This window comes from Candidatus Marinarcus aquaticus, assembly GCF_004116335.1.
Classification (GTDB): domain Bacteria; phylum Campylobacterota; class Campylobacteria; order Campylobacterales; family Arcobacteraceae; genus Marinarcus; species Marinarcus aquaticus.
Window position 1 is genome coordinate 235,880 of the sequence record NZ_PDKN01000002.1, and the last position, 24,805, is coordinate 260,684.

Annotated in this window: 26 protein-coding genes; 23 read left to right on the forward strand and 3 right to left on the reverse strand. The window is 35.5% G+C overall.

The features are described from left to right. Positions 1-18: 18 nt before the first annotated feature. The 5 genes from CRV04_RS03925 to CRV04_RS03945 are packed head-to-tail and all read left to right on the forward strand — an operon-like array spanning position 19 to position 5,081. Positions 19-2,202 carry a TonB-dependent receptor gene (locus tag CRV04_RS03925; RefSeq protein ID WP_128995508.1) on the forward strand — a complete coding sequence of 728 codons (2,184 nt, stop codon included), beginning with the start codon at positions 19-21 and terminating at the stop codon, positions 2,200-2,202. An 8-nt stretch (positions 2,203-2,210) separates the two neighbouring features. Continuing rightward, on the forward strand, positions 2,211-3,653 hold the full coding sequence (locus CRV04_RS03930) for a 4Fe-4S binding protein (protein ID WP_228126466.1): 1,443 nt from the start codon (positions 2,211-2,213) through the stop codon (positions 3,651-3,653). Next, the gene (gene exbB / locus CRV04_RS03935; protein ID WP_228126467.1) at positions 3,643-4,071 is read left to right on the forward strand and encodes a TonB-system energizer ExbB; all 429 of its coding nucleotides are present in this window, start codon (positions 3,643-3,645) and stop codon (positions 4,069-4,071) included. Before CRV04_RS03930 ends, exbB begins: the two co-directional genes overlap by 11 nt. Then, the gene (locus tag CRV04_RS03940; RefSeq protein WP_128995510.1) at positions 4,052-4,429 is read left to right on the forward strand and encodes a biopolymer transporter ExbD; all 378 of its coding nucleotides are present in this window, start codon (positions 4,052-4,054) and stop codon (positions 4,427-4,429) included. The genes exbB and CRV04_RS03940 overlap by 20 nt, the downstream gene beginning before the upstream one ends. A gap of 1 nt (position 4,430) precedes the next feature. Continuing rightward, complete coding sequence (locus CRV04_RS03945; protein WP_164969116.1) at positions 4,431-5,081, forward strand: energy transducer TonB; 651 nt, start codon at positions 4,431-4,433, stop codon at positions 5,079-5,081. On the opposite strand, the gene CRV04_RS03950 is transcribed toward CRV04_RS03945, so the two are convergent. Continuing rightward, positions 5,074-5,697 (reverse strand): HAD family hydrolase, encoded by a 624-nt coding sequence (locus CRV04_RS03950; RefSeq protein WP_128995512.1) that lies wholly within the window; start codon positions 5,695-5,697, stop codon positions 5,074-5,076. The genes CRV04_RS03945 and CRV04_RS03950 overlap by 8 nt on opposite strands. A 321-nt stretch (positions 5,698-6,018) precedes the next feature. Here CRV04_RS03950 and CRV04_RS03955 point away from each other — a divergent pair, with 321 nt between their 5' ends. The 7 genes from CRV04_RS03955 to CRV04_RS03980 all read left to right on the forward strand — a co-directional run bounded on the left by CRV04_RS03955 (position 6,019) and on the right by CRV04_RS03980 (position 12,520). After that, on the forward strand, positions 6,019-6,696 hold the full coding sequence (locus tag CRV04_RS03955) for a sulfite exporter TauE/SafE family protein (RefSeq protein ID WP_128995513.1): 678 nt from the start codon (positions 6,019-6,021) through the stop codon (positions 6,694-6,696). A gap of 71 nt (positions 6,697-6,767) precedes the next feature. Further along, positions 6,768-6,938, forward strand: coding sequence for a hypothetical protein (locus CRV04_RS12855; protein WP_164969117.1), 171 nt, complete (start codon positions 6,768-6,770; stop codon positions 6,936-6,938). Positions 6,939-6,961: 23 nt separating this feature from the next. Next, positions 6,962-8,785, forward strand: a complete 1,824-nt coding sequence (locus tag CRV04_RS03960; RefSeq protein WP_128995514.1) for a TonB-dependent receptor plug domain-containing protein — start codon at positions 6,962-6,964, stop codon at positions 8,783-8,785. Then, positions 8,785-9,621: an ABC transporter substrate-binding protein gene (locus CRV04_RS03965; RefSeq protein WP_128995515.1), complete on the forward strand. Its 837-nt coding sequence runs from the start codon at positions 8,785-8,787 to the stop codon at positions 9,619-9,621. The genes CRV04_RS03960 and CRV04_RS03965 overlap by 1 nt, the downstream gene beginning before the upstream one ends. Next, the gene (locus CRV04_RS03970; RefSeq protein ID WP_128995516.1) at positions 9,593-10,291 is read left to right on the forward strand and encodes an ATP-binding cassette domain-containing protein; all 699 of its coding nucleotides are present in this window, start codon (positions 9,593-9,595) and stop codon (positions 10,289-10,291) included. The genes CRV04_RS03965 and CRV04_RS03970 overlap by 29 nt, the downstream gene beginning before the upstream one ends. Next, on the forward strand, positions 10,288-11,253 hold the full coding sequence (locus CRV04_RS03975; RefSeq protein ID WP_128995517.1) for a FecCD family ABC transporter permease: 966 nt from the start codon (positions 10,288-10,290) through the stop codon (positions 11,251-11,253). Before CRV04_RS03970 ends, CRV04_RS03975 begins: the two co-directional genes overlap by 4 nt. Before the next feature lie 10 nt (positions 11,254-11,263). After that, positions 11,264-12,520 (forward strand): cobyrinic acid a,c-diamide synthase CobB, encoded by a 1,257-nt coding sequence (locus CRV04_RS03980; RefSeq protein ID WP_228126479.1) that lies wholly within the window; start codon positions 11,264-11,266, stop codon positions 12,518-12,520. 61 nt (positions 12,521-12,581) lie between these two features. Here the strand turns inward: CRV04_RS03980 and CRV04_RS03985 are convergent, their stop codons facing one another. Beyond that, positions 12,582-12,788 (reverse strand): malate dehydrogenase, encoded by a 207-nt coding sequence (locus CRV04_RS03985; RefSeq protein WP_128995519.1) that lies wholly within the window; start codon positions 12,786-12,788, stop codon positions 12,582-12,584. A gap of 36 nt (positions 12,789-12,824) precedes the next feature. On the opposite strand from CRV04_RS03985, the gene CRV04_RS03990 reads away from it, so the two are divergent. From CRV04_RS03990 to CRV04_RS04030, 9 genes are all read left to right on the forward strand, one after another. Further along, positions 12,825-13,796: an SLAC1 anion channel family protein gene (locus CRV04_RS03990; RefSeq protein ID WP_128995520.1), complete on the forward strand. Its 972-nt coding sequence runs from the start codon at positions 12,825-12,827 to the stop codon at positions 13,794-13,796. A gap of 5 nt (positions 13,797-13,801) precedes the next feature. Then, complete coding sequence (locus tag CRV04_RS03995; protein WP_128995521.1) at positions 13,802-14,821, forward strand: aldo/keto reductase; 1,020 nt, start codon at positions 13,802-13,804, stop codon at positions 14,819-14,821. A 577-nt stretch (positions 14,822-15,398) separates the two neighbouring features. Then, the gene (locus CRV04_RS04000) at positions 15,399-15,899 is read left to right on the forward strand and encodes a hypothetical protein (protein ID WP_128995522.1); all 501 of its coding nucleotides are present in this window, start codon (positions 15,399-15,401) and stop codon (positions 15,897-15,899) included. 12 nt (positions 15,900-15,911) lie between these two features. Continuing rightward, positions 15,912-16,280, forward strand: a complete 369-nt coding sequence (locus CRV04_RS04005; protein WP_128995523.1) for a YbgC/FadM family acyl-CoA thioesterase — start codon at positions 15,912-15,914, stop codon at positions 16,278-16,280. Continuing rightward, a complete protein-coding gene (locus CRV04_RS04010; protein WP_128995524.1) occupies positions 16,270-16,761 on the forward strand; it encodes a phospholipase D-like domain-containing protein in 492 nt (163 codons plus the stop codon). Before CRV04_RS04005 ends, CRV04_RS04010 begins: the two co-directional genes overlap by 11 nt. Before the next feature lie 68 nt (positions 16,762-16,829). Then, complete coding sequence (locus tag CRV04_RS04015) at positions 16,830-18,023, forward strand: M48 family metallopeptidase (RefSeq protein ID WP_419188588.1); 1,194 nt, start codon at positions 16,830-16,832, stop codon at positions 18,021-18,023. Further along, the gene (locus CRV04_RS04020; RefSeq protein ID WP_128995526.1) at positions 18,020-19,210 is read left to right on the forward strand and encodes a DNA recombination protein RmuC; all 1,191 of its coding nucleotides are present in this window, start codon (positions 18,020-18,022) and stop codon (positions 19,208-19,210) included. The genes CRV04_RS04015 and CRV04_RS04020 overlap by 4 nt, the downstream gene beginning before the upstream one ends. 3 nt (positions 19,211-19,213) lie before the next feature. Next, on the forward strand, positions 19,214-20,446 hold the full coding sequence (locus CRV04_RS04025) for an SO_0444 family Cu/Zn efflux transporter (RefSeq protein WP_128995527.1): 1,233 nt from the start codon (positions 19,214-19,216) through the stop codon (positions 20,444-20,446). Between the two features lie 139 nt (positions 20,447-20,585). After that, positions 20,586-21,530 carry an HD-GYP domain-containing protein gene (locus tag CRV04_RS04030; protein WP_128995528.1) on the forward strand — a complete coding sequence of 315 codons (945 nt, stop codon included), beginning with the start codon at positions 20,586-20,588 and terminating at the stop codon, positions 21,528-21,530. A gap of 54 nt (positions 21,531-21,584) precedes the next feature. Here the strand turns inward: CRV04_RS04030 and CRV04_RS04035 are convergent, their stop codons facing one another. Then, positions 21,585-22,802, reverse strand: a complete 1,218-nt coding sequence (locus CRV04_RS04035; RefSeq protein ID WP_128995529.1) for a molybdopterin molybdotransferase MoeA — start codon at positions 22,800-22,802, stop codon at positions 21,585-21,587. 214 nt (positions 22,803-23,016) lie between these two features. Between CRV04_RS04035 and CRV04_RS04040 the strand changes: the two genes are divergently transcribed. Together CRV04_RS04040 and CRV04_RS04045 are read left to right on the forward strand one after the other, a co-directional pair. Then, on the forward strand, positions 23,017-24,342 hold the full coding sequence (locus tag CRV04_RS04040) for a sulfite oxidase (RefSeq protein WP_128995530.1): 1,326 nt from the start codon (positions 23,017-23,019) through the stop codon (positions 24,340-24,342). A gap of 11 nt (positions 24,343-24,353) precedes the next feature. After that, positions 24,354-24,695 (forward strand): hypothetical protein, encoded by a 342-nt coding sequence (locus CRV04_RS04045; protein ID WP_128995531.1) that lies wholly within the window; start codon positions 24,354-24,356, stop codon positions 24,693-24,695. Positions 24,696-24,805 lie beyond the last annotated feature (110 nt).

Sequence of the window (24,805 nt, forward strand, 5' to 3'; positions counted from 1 at the left end):
AATTTTGGGAGCGCGCAAATGAGAAGAGGGAGTTTTGTTTTATCGTCGTTGTTACTAGGAACAATGGCGTATGCAAACAGTGTCCAGTCATTGGATACAATCAGTGTAGAGTCATCCACTATTGATGACAGATTTTCTACAAAAAGAACAGAAGTGTCGAATACTACGACTATCCGTGGTGAGATTATTGATGAGTCTCATACAGAGAACATTCAACAAATTTTACAATCCATCCCCGGTATTACCACGGAAGTAAAAACAGGTGATTCGTTGAAGATTCATATCCGTGGGGTTGAAAATCAGATGTACATGGGTGAAAAACCAGGTGTGGCCATTGTGATTGATGGGGTGCCTGTATTTGAGCGTACGGGGGCTGTGAATATTGACTTAGATAACATTGAGTCTATTAAAGTACTCAAAGGAGGAGCAAGTTATCTCTTTGGTGATGATGCCTTAAGTGGTGCAGTGATTATTACTACGAAAAAAGGGGCACACTATAATCATAACTTTGCCACGATTGAAAGAGGAAGTTTTGGTTACAGAAAATTGCTTGGTCGAACAGGGTATTCAAATGATGTGTTGAATTTTCATATTCAAGGAAGTCAACGAAAAGCGGATGGGTATCATGAAGATTCGGATTACAGTACTAAGTATTATAATGGAAAATTGCAATACTTTATTGATGATAGTTCCGATTTAACTTTTGGTGCTGAGTACTCTAAAAGAGCAAAAGATTCTCACGGTACAGTCGGTGGAGCAGATGAGGCTGATCATAATCCAGAGAGTATTTATGAAGGAGATCAGGAGAGTCGAGATTATACAAGAATGTATGATGTTGAGTTGGAAAAATACTTTGTAACGTACTCTAAATATTTTACAGAGCAGACCAACTTATTGGTTAATGCTTACATGTACACTGATGATACATCATTTTGGTCTGGTCCACAAACCAAAGATGGAAACAATGTTAAACAGCCCTCTTTGGATGACAGCGATTATATTTATGATAACTACTATGAACAAACACAACGAGGAATTAAAAGTGAACTTAGAACCAGTTCACAGAAGTTTGCAGCACTTTTAGGAGTGGATTTAAGAGACAATGAATATAAAAACAAAGTGATTTATAAAACCAATCAAGCACTTGTACGATACATGCCTATGCCCGTTGTGACCGCTGATTATTTTAAGGCAGGCGATGAAAAAAGCAATGATACCACTGATGAGAAAGTTTATGCCATTTATGGAGAGTATAAACACGGGTTCAGCAAAGATTTAACGGCGACGATTAATGCACGGTATGACAAGATTAAGTTGGATTATATGGATTCAGACGGGGAAGATTTAGAAAAAAACTTCAATGTGTATTCTTATCGTGTGGGTACGAACTATAATTTGGATGCAAAAAATACACTTTTTGTAAATTATTCAACGGGGTTTAGAGCACCTACTATTTCTCAACTTTTTGCTGGAAGTACCAGTGCTTGGGGGTATACTGAAAACAATTCTGATTTGGAACCTGAAAAGTCGTATAACTATGAGATTGGTTTAAGAGGATCATTGGATTGGTTCAATTATGAAGCAGCACTTTTTAGAATTGACAGAGATGATTTTATCATGAAAACCTCAGGAAATTATGGGGATACCAGTAACACTTCAGGAGATATGTGGGATAACATTGGAGGAGCACGACATCAAGGTTTGGAACTCTCAGTGTATGATAAAATCACCGATAAACTCTCATATAATATTGCCTATACCTATTTGGATGCACGTTATACCAACTATCATAATTTGGCAATGGATTTAGGTGGAACCATGACCTATTTTGATCCAAATGGCAATCGAATTCCACGAACATCAAAACATATGTTGAATGTAATTTTAGACTATTATGTGTTCCCATCATGGAAAATGCAAGCGGAGTGGGTGAAAAAATCAAGTTATTATGCGGATGATTTAAACCAAATGCAAATTGATGGACAAGATGCCGTAAACTTATTGACGCAATATAAATCCAATTATCAAAACATTGAATACGCTTTTTTTGCACGAGTAGATAACCTGTTTGATAACCAATACTACAGTACAGCACGAGCCAGTGGTGACAGAGATGAAAATGGAGTGTTTGACAGTGAAGACCTCTCTATTACAGTGAATCAAGGAAGAACGTTTACTGTTGGCTTCTCGATGAAGTTTTAAGGAGGCAGATGATGGTCAATTTTATCAAACGAGACAAAAATGATATCTATGGTATGCCCATATTGGGATTTCTTTTTAAAAACAAATGGTTTTTACTGGTATTTAAACTCTTGATAGTGGCACTCTTTGTCTATGCTATTTGTTTGGGGTTTGTGGATCAAAGCAGTGAGAATATCTTTACAACCAAACTCTTTTGGGGTCTGTTTTGGCCCTTTTTTATGGTGGTGAGTTTAGGAAGTTTAGGGCGTGTCTTTTGTGGGGTTTGCCCTCATGGTTTTCTAGGAAAGTATATCACGAAGTTGGGATTAAAAAAGAGTCTGCCTAAAAAACTTCAAAATCCAATGTTCGGTGGTTTGTTGTTGGTTATTGGCTGGTGGATGGTGTATTACATGTACCCAGCTGTTTATAAAACACCATATGCAACAGCCTTGTTTTTCAGTGTGTTAACGATTTATGCGGTGCTGATTTTCTTTGTTTTTAACAACATGGAGTATTGTAAGAACTTTTGTCCCATTGGAGTACTGACGCGTGCGTATTCAAAAGTAGGGTTTACATGGTTGGGTACATATAAAAATGCATGCAGCAGTTGTAAAACGTTTGATTGTGCTAAAGTGTGCAGTTATAACTTAAAACCCTTTACCTTTGATAAGAAAAACTCCATGGAAGACTGTACGTTGTGTATGGATTGTGCCAATGCCTGTGAAGCAGTAAGCTTTAAAGCCAAAGCACCATCAAGCAGTCTGTTTAAACAATTTAAACCTTTTAAATCAGAAGTTTGGATTATTTTACTCATAACAGCTTCAATCAGTATTACTATGAGTTTTCACCATGCTTTGGGACGAAGTGCGATAGTTGAAGAGTTTCCTTGGGTTAAAACTGCGCGTTATTTTGAAAGCATATTTGATTTTGGTGGTATGGACACCATAGGTTTATTTGCTTTTATTTATGCTATTATTTCAACCATTGTGATTGCAACGGGAGGGATTTATTTGGCTGCAAAAGTGTTAAAACAACCTTTTAAAGAGCTTTTTTACTCTTTAGGGTTTGCTTTTGCGCCACTTTTTATTATTGGTGGGCTCTCTCATTTATGGGAGTTTTTCTTTTATCACACAGCCAATGATATTGTGAATGCCTTTATTTATGGTTTTTCACTCAATATGGAGTATATGAAACCTTTAGCAACACGACAAGACAGCTGGGTACATCTGTTTGCAATTTTTAACTATCTTGCAGCACTGTGGGCTTTTGTGATTATCATTGCGCGACTCAGACTCATTGAAGCCAGTAAAATACGTAAAGTGATTGCCTTTCCATTGGCCAGTGCTTTGATTGTGTTTTATTTGGGATTAAACTTTTATAAAATCTATGTGTTTAAAGAGTATGGTATGCTTCAAAGAGGCCATTCTCATAACACAAGCATGAAAACAGAAGGAAGCCATAATGGACATTGAATTATTAAAAAACTTGGTTGATTATGGAGTAATTGCCTTATTGGTATTTATGAGTTTTATCTCAGTGTGGTTCTTTTTTGAACGACTCTTTTTTTATAAAGCCATTGAGGTGCAAACGTTTAAAAATAAAAAAGCATTGGAAATTGCCTTGACCAAACACCTTTCAGTTATTGGGACTATTGCTTCTAATGCACCTTATATAGGTCTTTTAGGTACGGTTTTGGCAATTATGTTGACCTTTATAACCATGAGTACAGGTGAGATTGAAGCCACTAAAATCATGGCTTCATTGGCATTGGCACTCAAAGCCACAGCGGTAGGGTTGGTCGTTGCCATTATCTCGCAAATTTTTTACAACATATTAGCCCGATTTGCTGAGGTCATAGAGAGTCGATACGATGAAATTACAGAAGTTTAACTCTATCAATGTCATACCTTTCATTGATGTATTATTGGTTCTTTTAGCCATTGTGCTGCTTACATCAACTTTTATAGCCAAAGGAGATATTCCAGTGGCATTGGCTCAAGCACAAAGTTCAACTGACTTAAGCATGCAACAAGAGAGTGTGATTACCATAAAAGCAGATAACTCCATGTTTTTAAATAAATTGCACATCTCTTTAGAAGCATTGGAAGTGAAACTTCAAAGCATGAATAGCCAATCCCATATCTATATCAAATGTGATAAAAAAGCAGACTTTGAGAGTTTTGTAAAGGTGTTGGATTTGTTAAAGTCCAATGCTTTTGAGAATATTTCCATTATTACTAAGAAGTAGTATGAGCAACAAACGACGATATACGCACTCTTTTTTACTCACAGTTTTGCTTTATGCAGTGGTGGTTTCTGCTTTGGTTTGGGGATTTACATTGACACCGGTGGTTAAATCTATTTCTAAAGAAAAGACACTTTCTTTAAAACATGTTTCACTCATTGAACAAGAAAAAAAGGTCATCAAACAAAAAAGTGAACCCAAAGAGGTTCAAAAACCAAAAGAAAAAATAGAACCAAAACCTGCTATAAAACCTAAAAAAAAGAGACCTAAACCCATTGAAAAAAAACAGAAACAACCCCAAGAAAAGGTGAAACAAAAGAGTAAAAAGGAAGAGAGAAAAGAACAAGAAGCAATCAAAAAGAGTCAAAAAAGTTATCAAGAACAGTTTGTGGATGAACACCTACGGCAAATAGTGATGCTCATACAAAAAAACATCAAATATCCCAAACGTGCCAGGGCGTTGAAAATTCAAGGCAAAGTAATCATAGAGTTTGTTCTGTTAACAAGTGGAGAAGTGCGTTCCATTAAAGCAATCTCTGGACATCGAATGCTTATAAAATCTTCCGTTTTAGCCATAGAGAATGCATCAACTGCTTTTCCAAAAGTTAAAGAACAGTTAACGCTGCGTGTGCCAATCGAGTATACGCTTAATTGAACTTCTTAAAGATATGTTGTTTGAGTTCTTCTACGCTTTCAATGGCATTTTCACTGTGATCTGAAAACCCCCAATTGACTAAAATAGAATCCACGCCCGCACTGGTTGCGGCTTGGGTGTCTTTATGACTGTCTCCTACTAATAAAGAGCGTTCTTTGGTGGTTTTAATATCTTCAATGATTTTATACACCATTTCAGGATGCGGTTTAGGTTGGCTCACGCTGTCATAACCATATAACAAATCAAAATATTCTCGAAGTCCCAAATGGGTTAACATTTTATGCGCAAATATTGAAGAAGCATTGGTTGCAACTGCGAGTTTAAATTCACCTTTGAGCTCTTTTAAGAGTGTTTCAATGCCATCATAGATTTCAAGCTCTTTAAGACAGTTTTGATTGTAGTAATTCTCAAACAGTATCGTTTGTTCCTCGGTAAAGTGTTTTGTTCCATAAAAAAATTCTGCAGTATTAATCTTGGGATCATTCACATTGGTTAAAATATGATGTTTCTCTAAAATTTCTAAACCTATATTTTCTCGAACATAATTAATGGTATTCGCAATCATGGTTCCACTGTTAACAAGTGTTCCATCCATGTCAAACATGATTAATTTCATTTATCATACCTTTATGATTTAATACGCGGATTATACACAAAAGTTAAAAAAAGTGTGTTTAAAAAAAGAGTTACATTTTTTATCTAAGTAGAACTCTAAAAACAAAAAGTGTTTTTTTCAATTTTGACTTTCATTTAACACATACTTAACAGTAGCACTCTATACTTTCATTACAACAACTGGTATTTATCAAAGTTCTCCTAATACTTGATATATGTCACTGGGCTTTAACCGTACACTATTTGCCACATTTGTACGGTTAAGCTAAAGCAGATTTAATTAAACTTATATTAGTATCTTCATTATTTTTTAGGACTTCATATGGAAAACATCTCATTACTTTCTATTATTACTATTGCTATCTTGGGTTCATTTGGACACTGTGTAGGAATGTGTGGAGGTATTGTGATTGCATATTCCAGTACAAAGGTGCAAACGGGTTGGTCTAAAGGTAAGCAGATGCTTTCGCATGTGCTGTACTCTTTTGGACGAGTGGTAACATATACGCTTTTAGGTGCACTCTTTGGTTTTGTAGGTTCAGTTGTAACGTTTAATAAAACCACCAATGGACTGCTACTTTTAATTACTGGAATTTTAATGATTCTTGTAGGACTTTCACTGCTTGGAAAATTAAAATTCTTAACAGCCATTGAACACTCAGTATCCAAACAAGCCTGGTATCAAAGAAGTTTTAAACGTCTGATTGCTTCTAATACACTGTTGAGTTTCTTTTTATTAGGAATGCTCAATGGTCTACTTCCTTGTGGATTTGTCTACTTCTTTGCCATAACGGCAGCAAGTACAGGAAGCATACTCTACGGTGCTTTGGTTATGCTTGTTTTTGGTTTAAGTACGATTCCTGCTCTTTTTTCATTGGGCTTTTTTGTAGGCTTGTTTAAACAGAGTGATTTTAGAAATCTGATGGTTAAATTTGCTTCTATCTTAGTTTTAGGCTATGGGGTATATATCATCTATTTAAGCCTTAAATACTTCTATTAAACTTCCTGCTTTTCTCTATTTTTATTAACATTAAATTATAATACACGCTTTAATTTATAAAGGAGGACAATATGAGACGATACTTTACTCTTTTTGGCATTTTAGCTGCAACGATTATGCGTAAAATGAATTCACTGTTCAGTTCAATTGACAGTATGCTTGATGTACAACCTAAAATCATCAGACGATTATTGGCATCACAGCTTAAACCAATCAAAACATATTCAACAAACAATATATAAACAATCATAGGAATACATAAAGAATGAAAAATCTAAATACGATAAGCATCGTTGCAAGCTTTTTAATTGCAGCAAACCTACACGCAACAGAACAACTCTCAACAATCACAGTTACAAGTGCAACCAATTCAGAACAATCCATTAAAGATGTTACATCAAATATTAAAGTCATTACAAAAGAAGAGATTCAAGAGCGACACTATACGACAGTATCTGAAGCATTAAACAGTGTTGCAGGTATCTCATTTACACAAAATGGAACTTTAGGATCAACCACCTCTTTACTTTTAAGAGGAAATGCAACAGAACGAGTTTTGGTGTTAATTGACGGCGTTCGATTTAATGATGTTACCAGTGGAAGTGGTGCGCCATTTGAACACTTGATGATGGAAAATATTGAACAAATTGAAGTGGTAAAAGGGGCACAAAGTGGTGTTTGGGGAGCAGATGCGAGTGCAGGTGTGATTAATATCATTACAAACAGCGCACAAAAAGGTACTCATGGAGGTGTCTCTTTAGAGTATGGTTCATTTAAAACCAAAAAGTATGGAGTCAATCTCTCTCATAAACAAGAGGATTATTATCTCCAAGGAACGCTTTCACGAGTCAGCAGTGATGGTTTCAGTTCGTTTGAGGCCAAACGTTCATCTGACGATTATGGTAAACGTTGGGATGAGCTTGCGAGAGAGAAAGATGGGTATGAAAATACGACAGGGGCTTTTAAAGCAGGATATAACTTTGATGAAGCAAATAAAATGGATGTAGCGCATACTTTTATCAATGGCTATTTAGATTTTGATGGCACTTCATCCGATACAAAAAACAAATCTTATACCCATGATAAGTTTACCTCTGCTTCGTATGAAAATAAAAATGCATTCGCCACAACGACATTGAACGTCAGCCGATCTGATTTTAATAGAGAGTACTATTATGACTCGACAGATACAAGCTCTTTTTTTAATGGTGAAACCAGAGAGTATGGTTTAAAGACGCTTATCCCATATGGAGAAGACTCATTTGTCTTAGTGGGCGCTGATTATAAAACTTTTGAACACAACAATGATATTAATGAAACCTTTACGAATAAAGCGGCGTATATGACCAACAGTACCAAGTTCAATGATGGTCAAACCATTGTGACTCAATCACTGAGAAAAGATAACTATGATAAGTTTGATGATAAAACCACAGGAAAAGTAGGAATTAAACACTTTTTTACTGAGGATCTTAATGCAAGCAGTAATTATGGAACGGCGTATAATGTACCTACACTTTATAAACTTTTTTCAAATTATGGGAACCCCAACCTCTCACCTGAAACCATTAAATCATTTGATGTACAAGTAGCTTATAAAGATTTCTCTATTACCTATTTTAAAACCGACATTACGGATATGATAGAGTATGACTTTGGAACAAGTAAGTATGCCAATATTGATGGAGAGTCAACACTGCAAGGAGTAGAGTTAGAATACACCCAAGAAGTGTATGAGGCAACGCTGTTGAGTTTAAACTATACACACTTACGAACCCGGGATAATAAAGGAGAACCTTTACGACGACAACCCAAACGTCAATTAGGGTTTGCCATAGATTATTATGGTTTTAATAAATGGCATTTAAATCTCAATGGTTCATATATAGGTGAGCGATATGATGACAGTGCACGACAAGTACAAACAGGAAATTATACACTGTGGAACTCTGTAGTCAATTATGACATCAGCAAACATTTTAAGGCATATGTTAAAATAGAGAATATCTTTGACAAGTATTATCAAACAGTAGATGGTTATGCAACAGCAGAACGAAGTGCTTATGTTGGAATAAAGGCAAGCTTTTAATGAAACAGTGGATTATTGTATTACTTCTTAGTATTCAATTGTTAGCCCAAGAGAGAGTCGTCACACTCTCTCCTTCAATCAATGAGATTGTATATGCATTGGGTGTAGGAGAAGACGTTGTAGGTAATACACGACATTGCGATTTTCCTATTGAGTCTAAAAGTGTCCCTAAAGTAGGAGGCTATGCCAATATCTCTTTGGAAAAGATTATTCAGCTAAAACCCACTGTGGTCATTGGACAAGATTATGACCAAAAACTTCAATCCAATTTAAAAGAGCTGGGAATCAAAACAAAGATATATCAAACAGACAGTTTGACTACGATTAAAAATACCATTCTCTCTTTGGGGGAGTATTTCAATAAAGAGCAAAAGGCTCAAAGCATTGTTTCAAGTATCACGCAAACCACTGAATCATTAAAGGGTATTGTACAAAATAAGAAGATACTCATTGTGATCAGTCCACGGAAGAGTTTGAGTAATCAAATCTATGTGGCAGGAAACTTTATCTATTTTAATGATATGATAGAGCTTTCGGGAAACCAAAATGCGTTTCAATCTGAAAGTAAAACCCAACCTGTGATTAATACAGAAAAAGTTATACGAAGCAATCCAGACATTATTGTATTGCTTGCACCATTTTTAGACGGCAAAGAGCAAGAGCAAGAGAAGATTAAAGATGCGTGGAGAGCTTTGCCCATTCATGCAGCAAAAGAAAATAACATATACACCATTCATAAACTGTATGCAGGTATACCAAGTCAAAGAGTAGAGAACTTTATGAAAGATTTTAAAGCGATATTAGAAGATGTTAGAAGTAAAACAGTACACCAGTAACATACTGCATGAACTCTCTTTTGTATTACCCAAAGAGGAGAACCTTATTATTTTAGGACAAAATGGGGCAGGGAAGTCTACATTGGCTAAAGTACTCTCACAACTCATTCCCAATGAGTCTGTTTACTTGGATTCAAAGAGAGTCGATGAATTAAGCAGTTTGCAACGCGCTTTAAAGATAAACTATATTCCACCCAAACTTTCGATTTTTGACGACTATATGACACTTCAAGAGTTTTTAGAGCTCTCTTTTATTGATGAGGTTAATCCTGCAAAAATTGAAAAGGTGATAGAACTGCTTAAATTGCAGAAGTTACAACATCGATGTTGTAAAGAGTTCAGTTCAGGAGAGAAACAGCTCACACTCTTGGCTTCAGCACTCATACACAATGCCCAAATTACAATTTTTGATGAACTCACTGCAAATTTGGATATTTCACGATTAAAAGAGGTGTTTGATATTTTCAACTCAGAGTGGTTGGCACAAAAAGTTATCATTACCCACAATTTAGATTTAGCCTATGCGCTTAAATACAGAGTCATGTTCATAAAAGAGGGTAAGATTGCATTTTTTGGTGAGCATGAGGAATTTTTTAACAACGAGAATCTGAAACGATTTTACAATGACACCATTATTAAACTTCAGAGTCATTTGGTGGTGAACTTATGAGAGTAGGGTTGTATACACTCAGTATGGTGTTACTTGTTATTGCCCCATTTTGGGGTGAAACCCATTTAAACTATCAAGAGCTTTTTAACTTTGACTCAACAACGGCTGTCGTTTTTTGGGATTTGCGTGTCTCTCGGGTGATATTAGCATTTTTTGTAGGTGGGATATTGGCTTTAAGTGGTTTGATTTTTCAAATCATTTTTAAAAATGAACTCATCACTCCATACACTTTAGGAATTGCAAGTGGTACCACACTGTTCACTGCAATTTCTATTGTCTTCTTTCCTGTGTTTTATATCACTTTTTCTTCGATGTTGGGTTCACTGTTGACCGTATTTATTTTGTATTTTATTGCCAAACAAATCAACAAAAGCTCCATTGCTGTATCAACGAACTCCATACTGCTTATTGGTATTGCCTTATCTTATTTTTATGCTTCTGCATTGATGTTGGTCTTTTATGTCAGTAATCTACAAGAGAACTACTCGATTGTACGTTTCACCTTAGGAAGTTTAGATACCGTGGGATTTACAATGGCATTTATTGCTATGGGAGTGAGTTTGGTTTTCTTAAGTATCATATTGGCATACAAAAGCAAAATCAAACTGCTTCTTATTTGTAATGATACCGCTTTTTTAAAAGGGTTAAATGTCCATAAAACCAACTTGATACTGCTCATTGTAGTATCATTAAGTGTAGGAGTGAGTATCAGTTTTGTAGGGCCCATTGGTTTTATAGGTTTGGTCATACCTCATATTATTCGTTTGATTTATAAAAGAAGTGCACATAACCTTTTTATTCCTGTCTTTTTCTTTGGCGGAATTTTCTTGGTCTTTTCAGATTTGATTGCTCGCAATCTAAACACTGATTCTGCACTGCCTATTGGTGTGGTGACAGCTTTTATAGGGGCACCATTTTTTGTCTATTTGCTCATAAAAAGAAACAAAAGGAACACTCATTAACGCATTATGTATCTCAGCCATTGCTTCCAATCAAGGTAAAACCATATTAACAACAGCCTTGTTGTATCACTTTAAAAAAAGTGTGCGTCCTTTTAAAATAGGTCCTGATTTTATTGACCCACAGTTTCATGAAAAGGTATGTGGTACGCCCAGTATCAACTTAGATACATGTATCATGAAGGAGGAACAAGTTCAATGGATGTTTGCACATTACAGCAACAAAGAGTATGCCATCTTAGAAGGAGTGATGGGGTTTTATGATGGGATGGATAAAGGAAGTTCTGCTTATGATGTATCTAAACTCTTAAAAGTGCCTACGGTGTTAGTGCTTGATGCCAGTGGTTCATATATCACTCTTAGTGCTGTTTTAAAAGGTCTTAAAGAGTACCGAAGTGATTGTACTATTAAAGGTGTGGTTTTTAATCATGTGGGCTCTCAAGGACACTTTGAACTCATTAAAAACCGTGTGGAGCAAGATTTTAAAGATATTGTTGTATTGGGTTGGATAAAAAAGGGCTTAGAAACTCTGCAGTCAACTCATTTGGGATTGGATTTAAAAGAGAGTGAAAAAGAGAAGCTAGAAGAGCTTTCACAAGAGGTGCTTGAACATATTGATTTAGGGGTATTAGAAAGAATGAGTCAAATAAAGAAGCTCAACATACAAGAGTATCCGTTTGAAACCATTGAAAAAAGCAAACAACATCTTGCGGTTGTACATGATCAGAACTTCTCATTTTTATATCACGATAACTTAGAGTTTTTAAAAGAGCAGTTTGAAACGGTCACGCTTGTAAATGGTATAAACAATGAAGAGGTTCCAAAAGATTGTGATGTGCTGTACATACCGGGAGGATACATTGAGACCAAGGAAGCATATGAGCGCATCAAAGATGCAAATGCGTTTAAAAACTCAATTATTGCTCACGCAAAGAGGAAGAGGCCCATTTATGCAGAGTGTGCAGGATTGTTGTTTATCTCAAAATGTGTGGATGAAAAAAAGATGTTGGGTCTGCTTGATATAGAGTTTACCCTTTCCAATCGTTTTGTACGTATGGGATACTATGAAAATGATTTGGGTATCACGGGTCACGCGTTTCACTATACCAAACCCAAAAATGAGAACATACAAGGGGAGTATACCTTGTATAAAGGGAACAAAGCTTTAGGAAAAGTTGCGGCATTTCAAAAAGGAACGGTCTTTGGTACCTATTTGCATACCATGTTTCGAAATAACTTCACAAAAATCCAAGATAAGTTCGGTTTTTAATATAAGTTGAACTTATATAATAACTAAAGAAAATTTAAAGTAAAAAGTACTATTATTCCGTCTACAAAGGATTTATTTTACTTTTTAAACTTTTTGGTATTTGTGCAAATGGTTTAAAATCATTTTTTAAAAATTTTTCTCCTTGAAAAACAGCCATTTCTATGTTCATTTTATCTCGTTTGAGAGTTAAAAGTTTATATGTCAGACCGTTTTCATCGTATGAAAAATTGTACGGTTTTAAATCAACTATCTTTTTTGTTTTTGCCATAAAGTATTATAAGGTAAATCCAATAAAGGATACTATATGGAACAAGAGAATTTAAAGAAAATTCCAAACCGTCTTCAATTTTTCCCAGTAATGATGTTTGCTATTGTTATGGGGCTTAGTGGGCTTACGCTCGTATTTAGAAAAGCGCATGAGACACTGCATTTTAGTGCTCTTCTTGATCTAAGCTTATCTTTTTTAACTGTTGCTGTATTTATTGCAGTGTTGTTGACGTATGGCATTAAAATCATAAAATATACCGCACAAGTCAAACAAGAGTTTAATCATCCTATTCGTATTAACTTTTTTGCCGCGATTTCAATTTCATTTATTTTGGTCTCTATGATTGTACACCCAATGCAAAAAGCATTGTCGTATGATTTATTTATCATTGGGGCTGTGTTACATGCTTTTTTTACTTTTTATACTTTGTCTTTTTGGATCAATAAAAGCTTAGAGATACAACATTCCAATCCTGCATGGTTCATCCCTATTGTAGGAAATTTGATTGTGCCAATTGGTGGGGTAGGGTTTGTTGATGATGCTGTGTTGCTCTATTTCTTTTCTATTGGTATTTTCTTTTGGATTATCATGTTGGCGATTATTTTAAATCGTATCATTTTTCATGTACAGTTTGCACAAAAGTTTATGCCTACGCTGTTTATTTTGATTGCTCCCCCTTCAATTGGACTGCTCTCATACTTTAAACTTACGCATGAGTTGGATATGTTTGCATACATTTTATTTAATTTGGGATTGTTTTTCACACTGCTGTTATTGTTTATGTATAAAAGTTTTTTAAATATCAAGTTTTTTATTTCTTGGTGGGCATTTACATTCCCTTTAGCTTCAATTGCATTGGCCAGTATGCTCATGTACGAGCAGACAAAAGTGGCGTTTTACAGTTACATTTCTTACTTTTTTATTTTGTTTGTAAGCTTAGTTGTGTTAATAGTAGCTTATAATACAATAAAACATATGTTTAAAAAAGAGATATGTATCATGGAGTAAATTGAATGAATTATAAATACATAGGACGAACAGGACTACGAGTAACGGATATTTGTCTGGGTACGATGACGTTTGGTACGACGACAAGCAAACAAGAAGCATTTGAGATTTTAAATAAAGCGTACGAAAAAGGGATCAACTTTTACGACACGGCTGAAATCTACCCAGTACCACCCACAGCGAAACTGGGTGGTCTTACTGAACAAATTGTTGGGGAGTGGTTAAAAACTAAACCCAGAGACTCTGTGATTTTAGCAACCAAAGTCTCAGGTGCTGCTTCAGGATGGTTTGTGCCTCCTACTCGACACGGTTTGACTGCTATTGACTCATTTCACATTAAAAGAGCCATTGAAGGAAGTCTGAGACGTCTGAATACGGACTATGTGGATTTATACCAAATGCACTGGCCAGATACCATTGTGCCTATTGAGGAGTCTTTAAAAGCGTTTGATGAGTTGGTTAAAGAGGGAAAAGTAAGATACTTAGGAACATCAAATGACACAGCATATGGATTAACCAAAGCCAATGAGACTTCTAAACACAAAGGTCTAGCACGGTTTGAATCCATACAAAACAACTTCTCTCTTTTAAACCCACGATTTTTAGATGAGCTTTCAACGGTGTGTAAAAAAGAGCAAATTTCATTGTTACCATACTCTCCAATAGGAGGAGGGGTTTTATCTGGAAAGTATAATGGAAACTTCTATCCTGAAGGTGCACGATTCTCTTTATACATGCAAAACAGCAGTAAACGTGTGCAAGCTATGGCAGATAGATTTGTCAATGAGAAGACAAAAGAGGCAACGACAAAATATATGGCGATGGCTAAAGAGTTAGGGATTTCTCCTGTAACGTTGGCGGTTGCTTGGTCAAAACAGCATGATTTTGTGGCTTCAACAATTATTGGAGCACGTAAATTAGAGCAGTTGGATGATTCACTTGCTGCACTTGATGTTACGTTGAGTGATGAAACGTTAGATAAAATTAAGGCTATACAAAAAGAAATTCTTTATCCAATGGGATAACACATGCCAAAGCCTTGCTTTGGAATCTCTCTTGTGCCTCCGTTCGGAGGTCACGCTTTGCTACTTTTCTCAACGCGAGAATAAGTAGCGCAAAAGCGCTGTTTTTAGGCATTGCCATACCACAAAAAATTTCCAAATCAAATTAACCTACGGGTAACTAAGCGTATCTTTCTTTACTCTCCGAGTAGCTATCGCCCAAATAATATTGTCATAGAAAAAGTAGATTACTTCATAGAGTAACGAATGGAAGAAAAAACTCAACATCTGCAAGAGCGCAAATGTGGAAAATATTTTGTGGAGAAAGTCGAGGACTGTTTGAGTAAATCAATAACCTAAATGGATATTGATTTACGAGTTCCGCAGACGAATAAAATATTTTTTGATTTGAAGGTATTTGCTTTAGCAAACTCTGAAGCCGTTGAGGAGGTTCTTTGCTAACTTTCTTTACGGAAAAAGAAAGTGTAAGCGAAAAGCTTTAGCTTTTAAAGAGGTTTTCATAATTAATACCTACTATCATTTTAATTCTCTATTTATGCTTATTTAGTTACAATCAAATGTATATAAAGGAATTAACTTCATGATTGAAAATAGAAGAAGATTTATAGAGAAAATTCTTTTTTCATTAGTATTAATCAAATTAAATTTATTGTCAAATTCTATTGATGTGAAACAGAAATTAAAACTTTATAAAGTGGAAGATATTTCTTCTGAAAGTACAGAAGGTGGTTTAATCGAATATCTATTTGATATGGATAATAAATTAAAAAAAGTAAATATCATTCAATGCTGGGAAAGAGGAAAACTTGAAGTAGAATTATTTATTAAGGAAAATAGAATTTTTAAATTAATTGAGATTAAACAAAAATATAATCGACCTTTTTATTATACTCAAGAAATAGCTCAAGAATTAGGTGATAATGAATGGTTTGATGAAAAGAAAAAAAATGTAATTACCACTATCATCTATAAAGATAATAAGTTGGCATATCAAACAATTAATAATCAGATAACAAAGTTTAATGAAAATTTATATGCACAATATGTAAATTATGTAAATAAAGTAAAAGAAAAAATATAATAAAGGTTTTTTTTGAAAATACAAGTCTATTATGAAGATACAGATTGCGGTGGCGTCGTCTATCACTCAAACTATTTAAACTTTTGCGAACGTGCAAGAAGTAACCTTTTTTTCTCAAAAGGTTTAAGCCCACATAATGACACAGAGTTCTTTGTAGTCAAAAAAATCGAAGCTGACTATATCCAACCTGCAAAGTTTGCAGATGAACTGGAAGTAACTACAAGCTTAGTGAAGATGAAAAATACCTCTTTGATAATGGAGCAAAACATCTACAGAGGCGAAGAGCATCTGTTTAAAATGCTTGTAACGGTTGTATTTTTAAAAGATATGAAACCAACACGTATCCCACAAGAACTTTTGAGTGTCTTTGATGAGAATTAAAACAACTTTAAAAGCGGCACTTATAACGCTTTTATTAACTCTTTGTTTACATGCAGATGATAGACTTTACTTTTTACCCAATGATGCTAAAAAGGCTGAGAAACGCATTGAGCATTTAATAGAAAATGCCAATAAGAGCATAGAAATTGCAATGTATAACTTTTCACTCAATCGTTTTGCCAAAGCTTTGGTTAAAGCACATAAAAGTGGGGTAGAGGTCAAAGTTTTTTTAGATGCCCAAAAAACAAAAGATGACAAGAGTGAGTATGAGTATTTAAAAGACAAAGGTATCAAGGTAGTGCGTATCAAAGATGCAAAACTGCATACTAAGTTGGCTTTGTTTGATAGACAAACGGTTCTGTTTGGAAGTTCCAATTGGACCAAAGAGTCGTTTGATGAAAACTATGAGGTCATTTACGTCACTTCACAAGAAGAAGTGGTCAAACCATTTACAGAATTTTTAAAAAATTTAAAGGATTAGAAAACGTGTTAGAACTATTTATTTTAGGATATTGTCTGTTTTTTGTCTTCACGGTGTACACATCATTTATGCAAATCAGTTTTGTACAAAAAGCCAAAATACAACCAGCTGTTATTTTGGATTCAACTAAGTATGAGGAAGCTGGGAACTACTCTATAGAAAAAGAGCGAATAGCAATGGCCTCTGCTTTTTATGAGTTTGTGATTTTCTTTGCATGGATTGGCTTTGGACTTCAAACTTTAGATGCACTCATTCAAGTAGAGCAGGGGTGGTTAAAAGCGATTATCTTTGTGGATGCGTTTATCATTATCAATTGGCTCTTAGGGCTGCCTTTTAGTTTGCACTCGACGTTTAAACTTGATAAAAAGTACGGTTTTTCAAACATGACACCAGCACTGTACATCAAAGATACGATTAAAACAGGAGTTCTGTTTTTACTCTTTGGATCTGCTGTGATTGCTGTGATTGCTGTGATTATTGAAAACTTACCTATGTGGTGGATTTGGGGATTTGCATTTATTTTTGCGGTGATTATTTTAATCAATATGCTCTATCCGGTTATCAGAGATAAGATGTTTGATAAGTTTGAACCACTCAAAGACAAAGAGTTAGAGAGTAAAATCAATAACTTACTCACACAAGTTGGGTTTAAAAGCAGTGGAGTCTTCAGTGTGGATGCCAGTAAGCGAGACAACCGGTTAAATGCCTATTTTGGTGGTTTGGGAAGCACCAAACGAGTAGTGCTTTTTGATACACTGGTAGAAAAACTTTCACACAATGAACTTTTAGCTGTTTTAGGACATGAATTGGGGCACTTTAAAAATGGAGACATTCTTAAAAACATTGGCATCATGGGATTTGTGATGTTCATATTCTTTGCAATATTTGGGAACTTAAGTGAAGAGATGTTCTTAGGACTTCATATCAACAATGAACCGTATGCCATTATCACGGTGTTTTTAATGTTCTCTCCAATTTTCTCATTTTTCTTAATACCACTGATTTCAAGTATCAGTCGACACAACGAATATGCTGCTGATGAGTTTGGATCAAACTTACAAACCAAAGAGGACTTAGTCACTGCACTTTTAAAGCTTGCTAATGAAAACAAGTCATTTCCACTCTCTCATCCGTTGTATATCTTCTTTTATTACTCTCACCCACCATTGGTTGAGAGACTTAAAGAGTTAGGATTTGAGCCAAGCAGTGAACGACTCAATGACATGGCATTGCAAAGTGATTATGTGAAAGAAGAAGTATGATAGAGACAGCGATATTTTGTGGCGGTTTGCTTGTAGGTGCGGTTGTTGTTTATTTAGTATTAAAACAACGGCACCAACTCATTGTATCAAACCTAGAGAATGAAGCCAATTTAAAGCTTGAATCACTCAATGACAAGCTTCAAAATGAGCAAGCTCATTTCAATGAAAAGAGCCGTTTGATTGAAGAGTCAAAAGAGAGCATGCAAAGTGAATTTGAAAACTTGGTGAATAAACTCTTTCATGAAAACACACAAAAATCGAATCAAAATCTTAACTTGATGTTAAAACCTCTTAAAGAGCAGTTAAACTCATTTACGACACGAGTCAATGAAGTTTATAATGAAGAGACGAAACAAAGAAGTTCTCTCTTAACAGAAATAAAGAACTTAAAAGAACTTAATCAAAAAATCTCTCAAGATGCCATTAATTTAACCAAAGCCTTAAAAGGGGAGAATAAAACCCAAGGAGATTGGGGTGAGATGATTTTAGAGAGCATTTTAGAGCAAAGTGGTCTTCGAAAAGATAAAGAGTACACCATACAAAACTCATACACGGATGATAACAATAAACGGCTTCGTCCGGATGTGATTTTACACTTGCCAGAGAACAAAGACATCATCATTGACTCTAAAGTCTCACTCAATGCCTATGTGCAACATGTAAATGCCGAAACAAAACAGGAACAAGAAGAGGCTAAAAAAGAGCTAGAGAGATCATTTATGGCACATATCAAAGGATTAAGTGCCAAACGATATGAAGATATCAAAGAATTGCGAAGTTTAGACTTTGTGTTGATGTTTGTCCCCATTGAAGGGGCATTTTTACTGGCAGCCTCACAAAATGGAAATCTTTTTAAAACCGCTTTTGATAACAACATCATGATTGTCTCACCTTCTACACTCTTTGTAACGCTTAGAACCATTGAAAACATCTGGAAGTTTGAGTATCAAAATGAAAATGCCCAAAAAATTGCTGAAAAAGCAGGGAACTTGTACGACAAGTTTGTGCTGTTTTTAGAGAGCTTCCAAACCGTGGGTAAAAGCATTGAAAAAGCACAAGAGGCGTATGATACTTCAATGAACCGATTAAGCAGTGGAAAAGGCAATGTCGTTTCAAAAGTTGAAGAGTTTAAACAAATGGGCGTAAAACCCAACAAACAAATAGGGCAAAACCTATTAGAAGAGTAATATATGGAATTTTTATTTGAATTTGCAAACAATTTTTTAAAACTGTTGGATGCTATGAGCATCTATGTGATGGTGGGACTTTTAATTGCAGGGATTTTAAAACAGTTGATTCCCGATGATTTTGTGGCTTCTCATTTGGGAAAAGACTCAACGACTTCTGTGATTAAAGCCACACTTTTTGGAATACCATTGCCTGTATGTTCATGTTCAGTCATACCACTTGCACAAGGGTTGAAAAAAGAGGGTGCGAGTAAGGGTGCTGTGCAGAGTTTTTTGATTTCTACACCCATTACAGGAGTGGATTCTATTTTGGCTACGTTCTCTTTTTTTGGACTTGTATTCACTGTTTTTAGAGTCGCCAGTTCCGTTGTCATTGCTATTGTAGTAGGGCTTTTACAAAACTTTATTGAGAACAAACCTAAAAAAGAGGAAACAATCACACCAAGCTTTACTGCATCTGCTGAGTTCAGTATCACAGGTTTTGGTGTTCAAGCTCCGATACAAAAAGAAGAAGAGAATTCAAGTTGTGGATGCAGTTCATCTGCTTCAAGTTGTTGTGGCAGTGAAGGTAAAAAGAGTTTCTCATTGGTTGCAGCTTTAAAGTATGGCTATGGCACGCTCTTTTCAGATATGGCAAAATCATTGTTAATAGGGCTTATTTTAGGTGCAGCATTTACCACCTTTTTACCTCAAGAGTATGCTAAACTGCTTTTTGACAATGAAATCTTGACCTATTTTGTAATTTTAATTGTGGCCATGCCCCTGTATACGTGTGCAACGGCTTCACTGCCTATTGCTGCAGCATTGATGCTTCAAGGTATGAGTGCAGGTGCCGCGTTTGTATTTTTAACGGCAGGTCCAGCCACAAGTGCTGTGACCATGAGTGTGATTTATAAAATGTTGGGGCGTACGTCATTGTTTGTATATACCATAACGATTGCGGTGATGGCACTGATTTTTGGATATGGGTTTGATACGTTCTTTGGCAACTTAGAGATCCTTAATATCTCACATGAACATGAGAGCAGTTCTATTATCTATTCGGTTGCATCTCTTTTAATGCTTGTTTTAATTGTTTATCACCTTCTGAAAGATAAATTCTCTCAAAACAGCAGCGGTTGTTGCTCTTCTGGTACGTCAAGTGACTCATGTTGTTCTACAAATTCAAAAGAGGAAGCCTCTTTGTGTTGCAGTGACCAAAAAAAGATAAGCACTCAAAGTTGTTGTTCAAAGTAAGAGTATTTTTTCTCTTACTTTAAAATGTTTCTTTTTGTTTTAAAAATAACAATCTTTTATACTTCAATATGACAATTTGGTGATAATTAATTCTATTGTTGTTATAATAAAACAGATGTAACCCCTCAAAGGAAGAAGGATGTCTGTGACTGAAGTAGGACATAAATATTATCTGATTGATAAAATTGTGATTACGCTGAACTCTGTTTTAACGTTTGATTTGTATAAAAAAGATGAAGGCGAAAAACCAACCTTGATGCTGCACAAGCACATGCCCATTGTTCAAGAACTTTACGACAATGAGATACAAGAGTATGATTTATATGTGCACGAAGATGAAAAGCAACACTATGATTTGCTTTATAAAACATTTTCGAATAAAGGTATCGCGCCTCAAAAAATGTTGCCACTGTACAATCATATCAGTGAAAATGTACACAAACTCTTTCAAAACCCAGAATCCATGACAAACTATAAAGTTGCTAAATCAAGCGTTTCTGGGCTTGTCTCAACCGTACTTTCAAAAGATTTTGGAAGCTCTTCGTTTCTTTCTGTTTTGGTTTATGACTATTATACACATACTCATTCACTCAATGTATGTGTGTATGCTGTAAGTTTAGGGCGACATTTAGGTATGGGAAAAGACCAACTTGAAGAGCTTGGTATTGCCGCACTGTTACACGATATTGGAAAAAGTAAAATTGATGAAGCAATCTTATACAAAGAGGGGAAACTCAGCGAAGATGAGTTTAAAAAAGTCAAAGAACATCCTGTGCACGGTTGGAATATTTTAAAACTTTTGGGTATTAAAAATAAAAATATTTTAGCAGGTGTACGTTCTCACCATGAGAAACTTGATGGTACGGGCTATCCTGATGGTTTAAAGAGTAAAGAGATTCATATCTATGCTAAGATTATTGGGATGTGTGATGTATTTGATGCCATTACTACCAATCGAAGTTATAATGACCCTAAAAGTACATTTGAAACACTCATTATGATGAAAAAAGAGATGCGAAATCATCTGGATACGGTGTTAATTAATCACTTTATTATGATGCTTAAAGAGCAAGCCACTGCTTAAGATTTAAGGGTATCTTCTTTTGATGTCGTGATTTGAACATTCATTTTTCTTCTTTTATAAATGGTCTAATAAAATAATATCGACACTTTGTCCTGCTTGAATATCTTGGCTGTTTTCTTCTTGTATAAGCAATGCCGTGTTCCCCAGCATGTTGGTTAAAATCGCACTCGTACCACTCTTTTTGCCTTCAAAATCAACCATATATTCACCATTTTCATAGCTGACATTACACGCTGAAAAAATGGTTTTATTGGCTTTTTTAGGAAAGTCATGACGAATTTTTGCTTGCATAATTTTGAGAGTTTCCTTACCGTTTCTGAATTTATAAATGGTATGCAGCATATATATAATCGCACATACCGTTGATGAGTAGGCAAAACCAGGCAGTGCAATGATAAATTTTCCCTCTTTTATAGCAACCAAGACATGCATTCCTGGTTTCATACTCACGCCATGAAAGAGTACGGTTGCATTGAGTCGGGTTTTGACGACATCTTGAACAAAATCATAATCACCCACACTCACACCGCCTGTTGTAACCACAATATTGGCTTGGGAAAGTCCCTCTTCAAGCAGTTGTGTAATAGAATCAATGTCATCTTTGACTGTACCCATTTGAATGGTATGTGCGCCTGCTTTTTTCGCTAAAGCTTCAATGGTTAAGTGGTTGGAACTTCGTATTTGAGCTTGGTTGCTTTGAACTTCTCCTAAATCCAATACTTCACTTCCTGTGCTTGCAATTGCGACTGTTGGGTTGGCATAGATTTTTACTTGTGGAATGTTTAATGAAGCCAATACTCCAATGTGAGCAAAACCAATTTTAGTGCCTTTTTTGATTAAAACTTCATTCTCTCGGTAGTTTTCTCCGATTTCACGTACAGCAAAACCAGTAGGAACACTTTCATTTATGGTAATAGTATCTCCATTAACTGTGACGTTTTCAATAGGTATAAGCGTATCACTTCCTTGAGGCATCAGCGAGCCTGTAAAGGTTTTGATACAAGTACCTGTTGTTACAATTGAGTCGGTCACACTTCCTGCTGGATTTTTATCGGTAATAGTCAATTGTTTAAGTTCCTGATCTGTTGCTTTTATGGCATATCCATCCATCCCTGAAGTAGGGTATGCAGGTGAATTCTCAACAGCAATAATATCTTCTGCCAAGATGGAGTTTAATGCCTCTGAAATAAAAGATTTTTTAGTAGGAAATAGGGTTAAAGTTACATCATCAATTTTGTTGATTGATTCTTTAAAAGGGATAAAATTTCTCATAGTATGCTCCTAAATATACTTGTAATATTAGCAGATAATTTTTAATGTTTTCTTTCAAAAATGTCAGATATAAAAACTTCATAGAGAGTGAAGAAAAGTGATGTATTCATAAAGTATGAATTTTTACATAAATTTTACACTCTTTGTGATTATCTTGTGACATAATAGTAGAATAGTGTAGATATACACTAAATCTTGATATAGGAGAATGAGTATGAGCAAGAGAAACAGAGAGATTGGAATTCATGAAGCATACCAACTTGACGCACAAAAAGCAGATTTAGAACTTTTTGGACGTGAATATGAAGAGTCATCACGAAGAGGATTTTTAAAGAAGAGTTCTTTAATGGCAATGGCAGCGGTTGTTGGTTCAAATATCCCTTTTGCATCGAATATGCCCAATGGATTGATTCCTGCAGCATTAGCAAACAGTGAAAAACCTTTTGCGATTCCTGGGAAAGATGGTTTAGTCTATCTCAATGATCGACCAGTGAATGCTGAGACTCCTCCCCATTTATTAAATGATGAGTTTACCCCTGCAAAACATTTTTTTATCAGAAATAATGGTATCCCACCAAAAATGGAGACCATTGATGCTGAGAATTGGACATTGGAAATTGCAGGTGAAAGTTGTGAAAATCCAACCACCTTTACTGTAAAAGAATTAAAGAAAAAATTTAAACACTATACTTATGCTTTACAGTTAGAGTGTGGAGGTAATGGTCGAAGTGAGTATAACCCACCAGCAAAAGGAAACCAATGGACAACAGGTGCGATTGCTTGTGGTCGATGGACAGGTGTCAGACTCAAAGATGTCTTACAAGCGTGCGGCGTTAAAGACGATGCGGTTTATATTGGATATTATGGTGCCGATACACACTTAAGTGGAGACCCTAAAAAAGTGGTTATTTCTCGTGGGGCACCTATAAGTAAAGCACTGCAAGAAGAGTCACTGTTGGCTTGGGCTTATGAAGGAGAAGATATCCCTTATTACAATGGATATCCGTTACGATTAGTTATGGCTGGTTGGCCTGCATCCGTTTCAGGTAAATGGTTGAAAAAAATTGTAATTCGAAATCAAGTGCATGATGGACCAAAAATGACAGGTCAATCATATCGAGTACCTTGTAACCCAGTAGCTCCGGGAACAAAAGTGCCGAATGAAGACATGTGTATCATTGAATCAATGCCTGTAAAATCATTGATTACTTATCCAAAATCTGGCGTTACACACTCCATAGATAAAAAGTTTTCATTCAACGGTAAAGCGTGGGCTGGGGAGCTTGAAGTAACCAACATGGAAGTATCTATTGATTTTGGTGCCACATGGAAAAAAGTGAAAAAGTTGAATAAACCACTTAATCGTTTAGCGTGGCAAACATGGGAAGCGAGTGTGAAATTTCCTAAAACAGGTTATTATGAGGTTTGGGCACGAGCAACTGACAGTACAGGTAAAAAACAACCAACCATTTTACCGGGTTGGAACCCAAGAGGATACTTAAATAACGCTTGTCACAGAATTGCCGTGCAAGTAGTATAAAAGGAGCCAGCATGACAACATTTATAAAAGCAGGGCTTCTGAGTTTAAGTCTGGTTTTCTCTGTGCAAGCTGCAGAGATAGATAAACAGAGCGGTTTGATTGTTGCTCCTGGAATGGAAGAGGTGAAAGCCACGTGTACGGTTTGCCACAGTGCAAAGTTTATAATTTTGCAACGAGGTGACAGAGATACATGGCTTTCGATGATTCGTTGGATGCAAAAAACGCAAGGACTGTGGGAGTTAGACCCTAAACAGGAAGATACAATTTTGACCTATTTAGAGACCAATTACCCTCCGGGAAAAGCTTCAAGAAGACCTAATTTAAAAGCGAAAGATCTGCCCAATATTCAATGATAAAAAGAGTTGATTTTTCAACTCTTTTTAGAGATTTCTTCTAAAATTATTAAAACCTATGTTGATGCTATGTTTGTGTAGTATAGTTGTTCATTATTTTTAAAACTGTG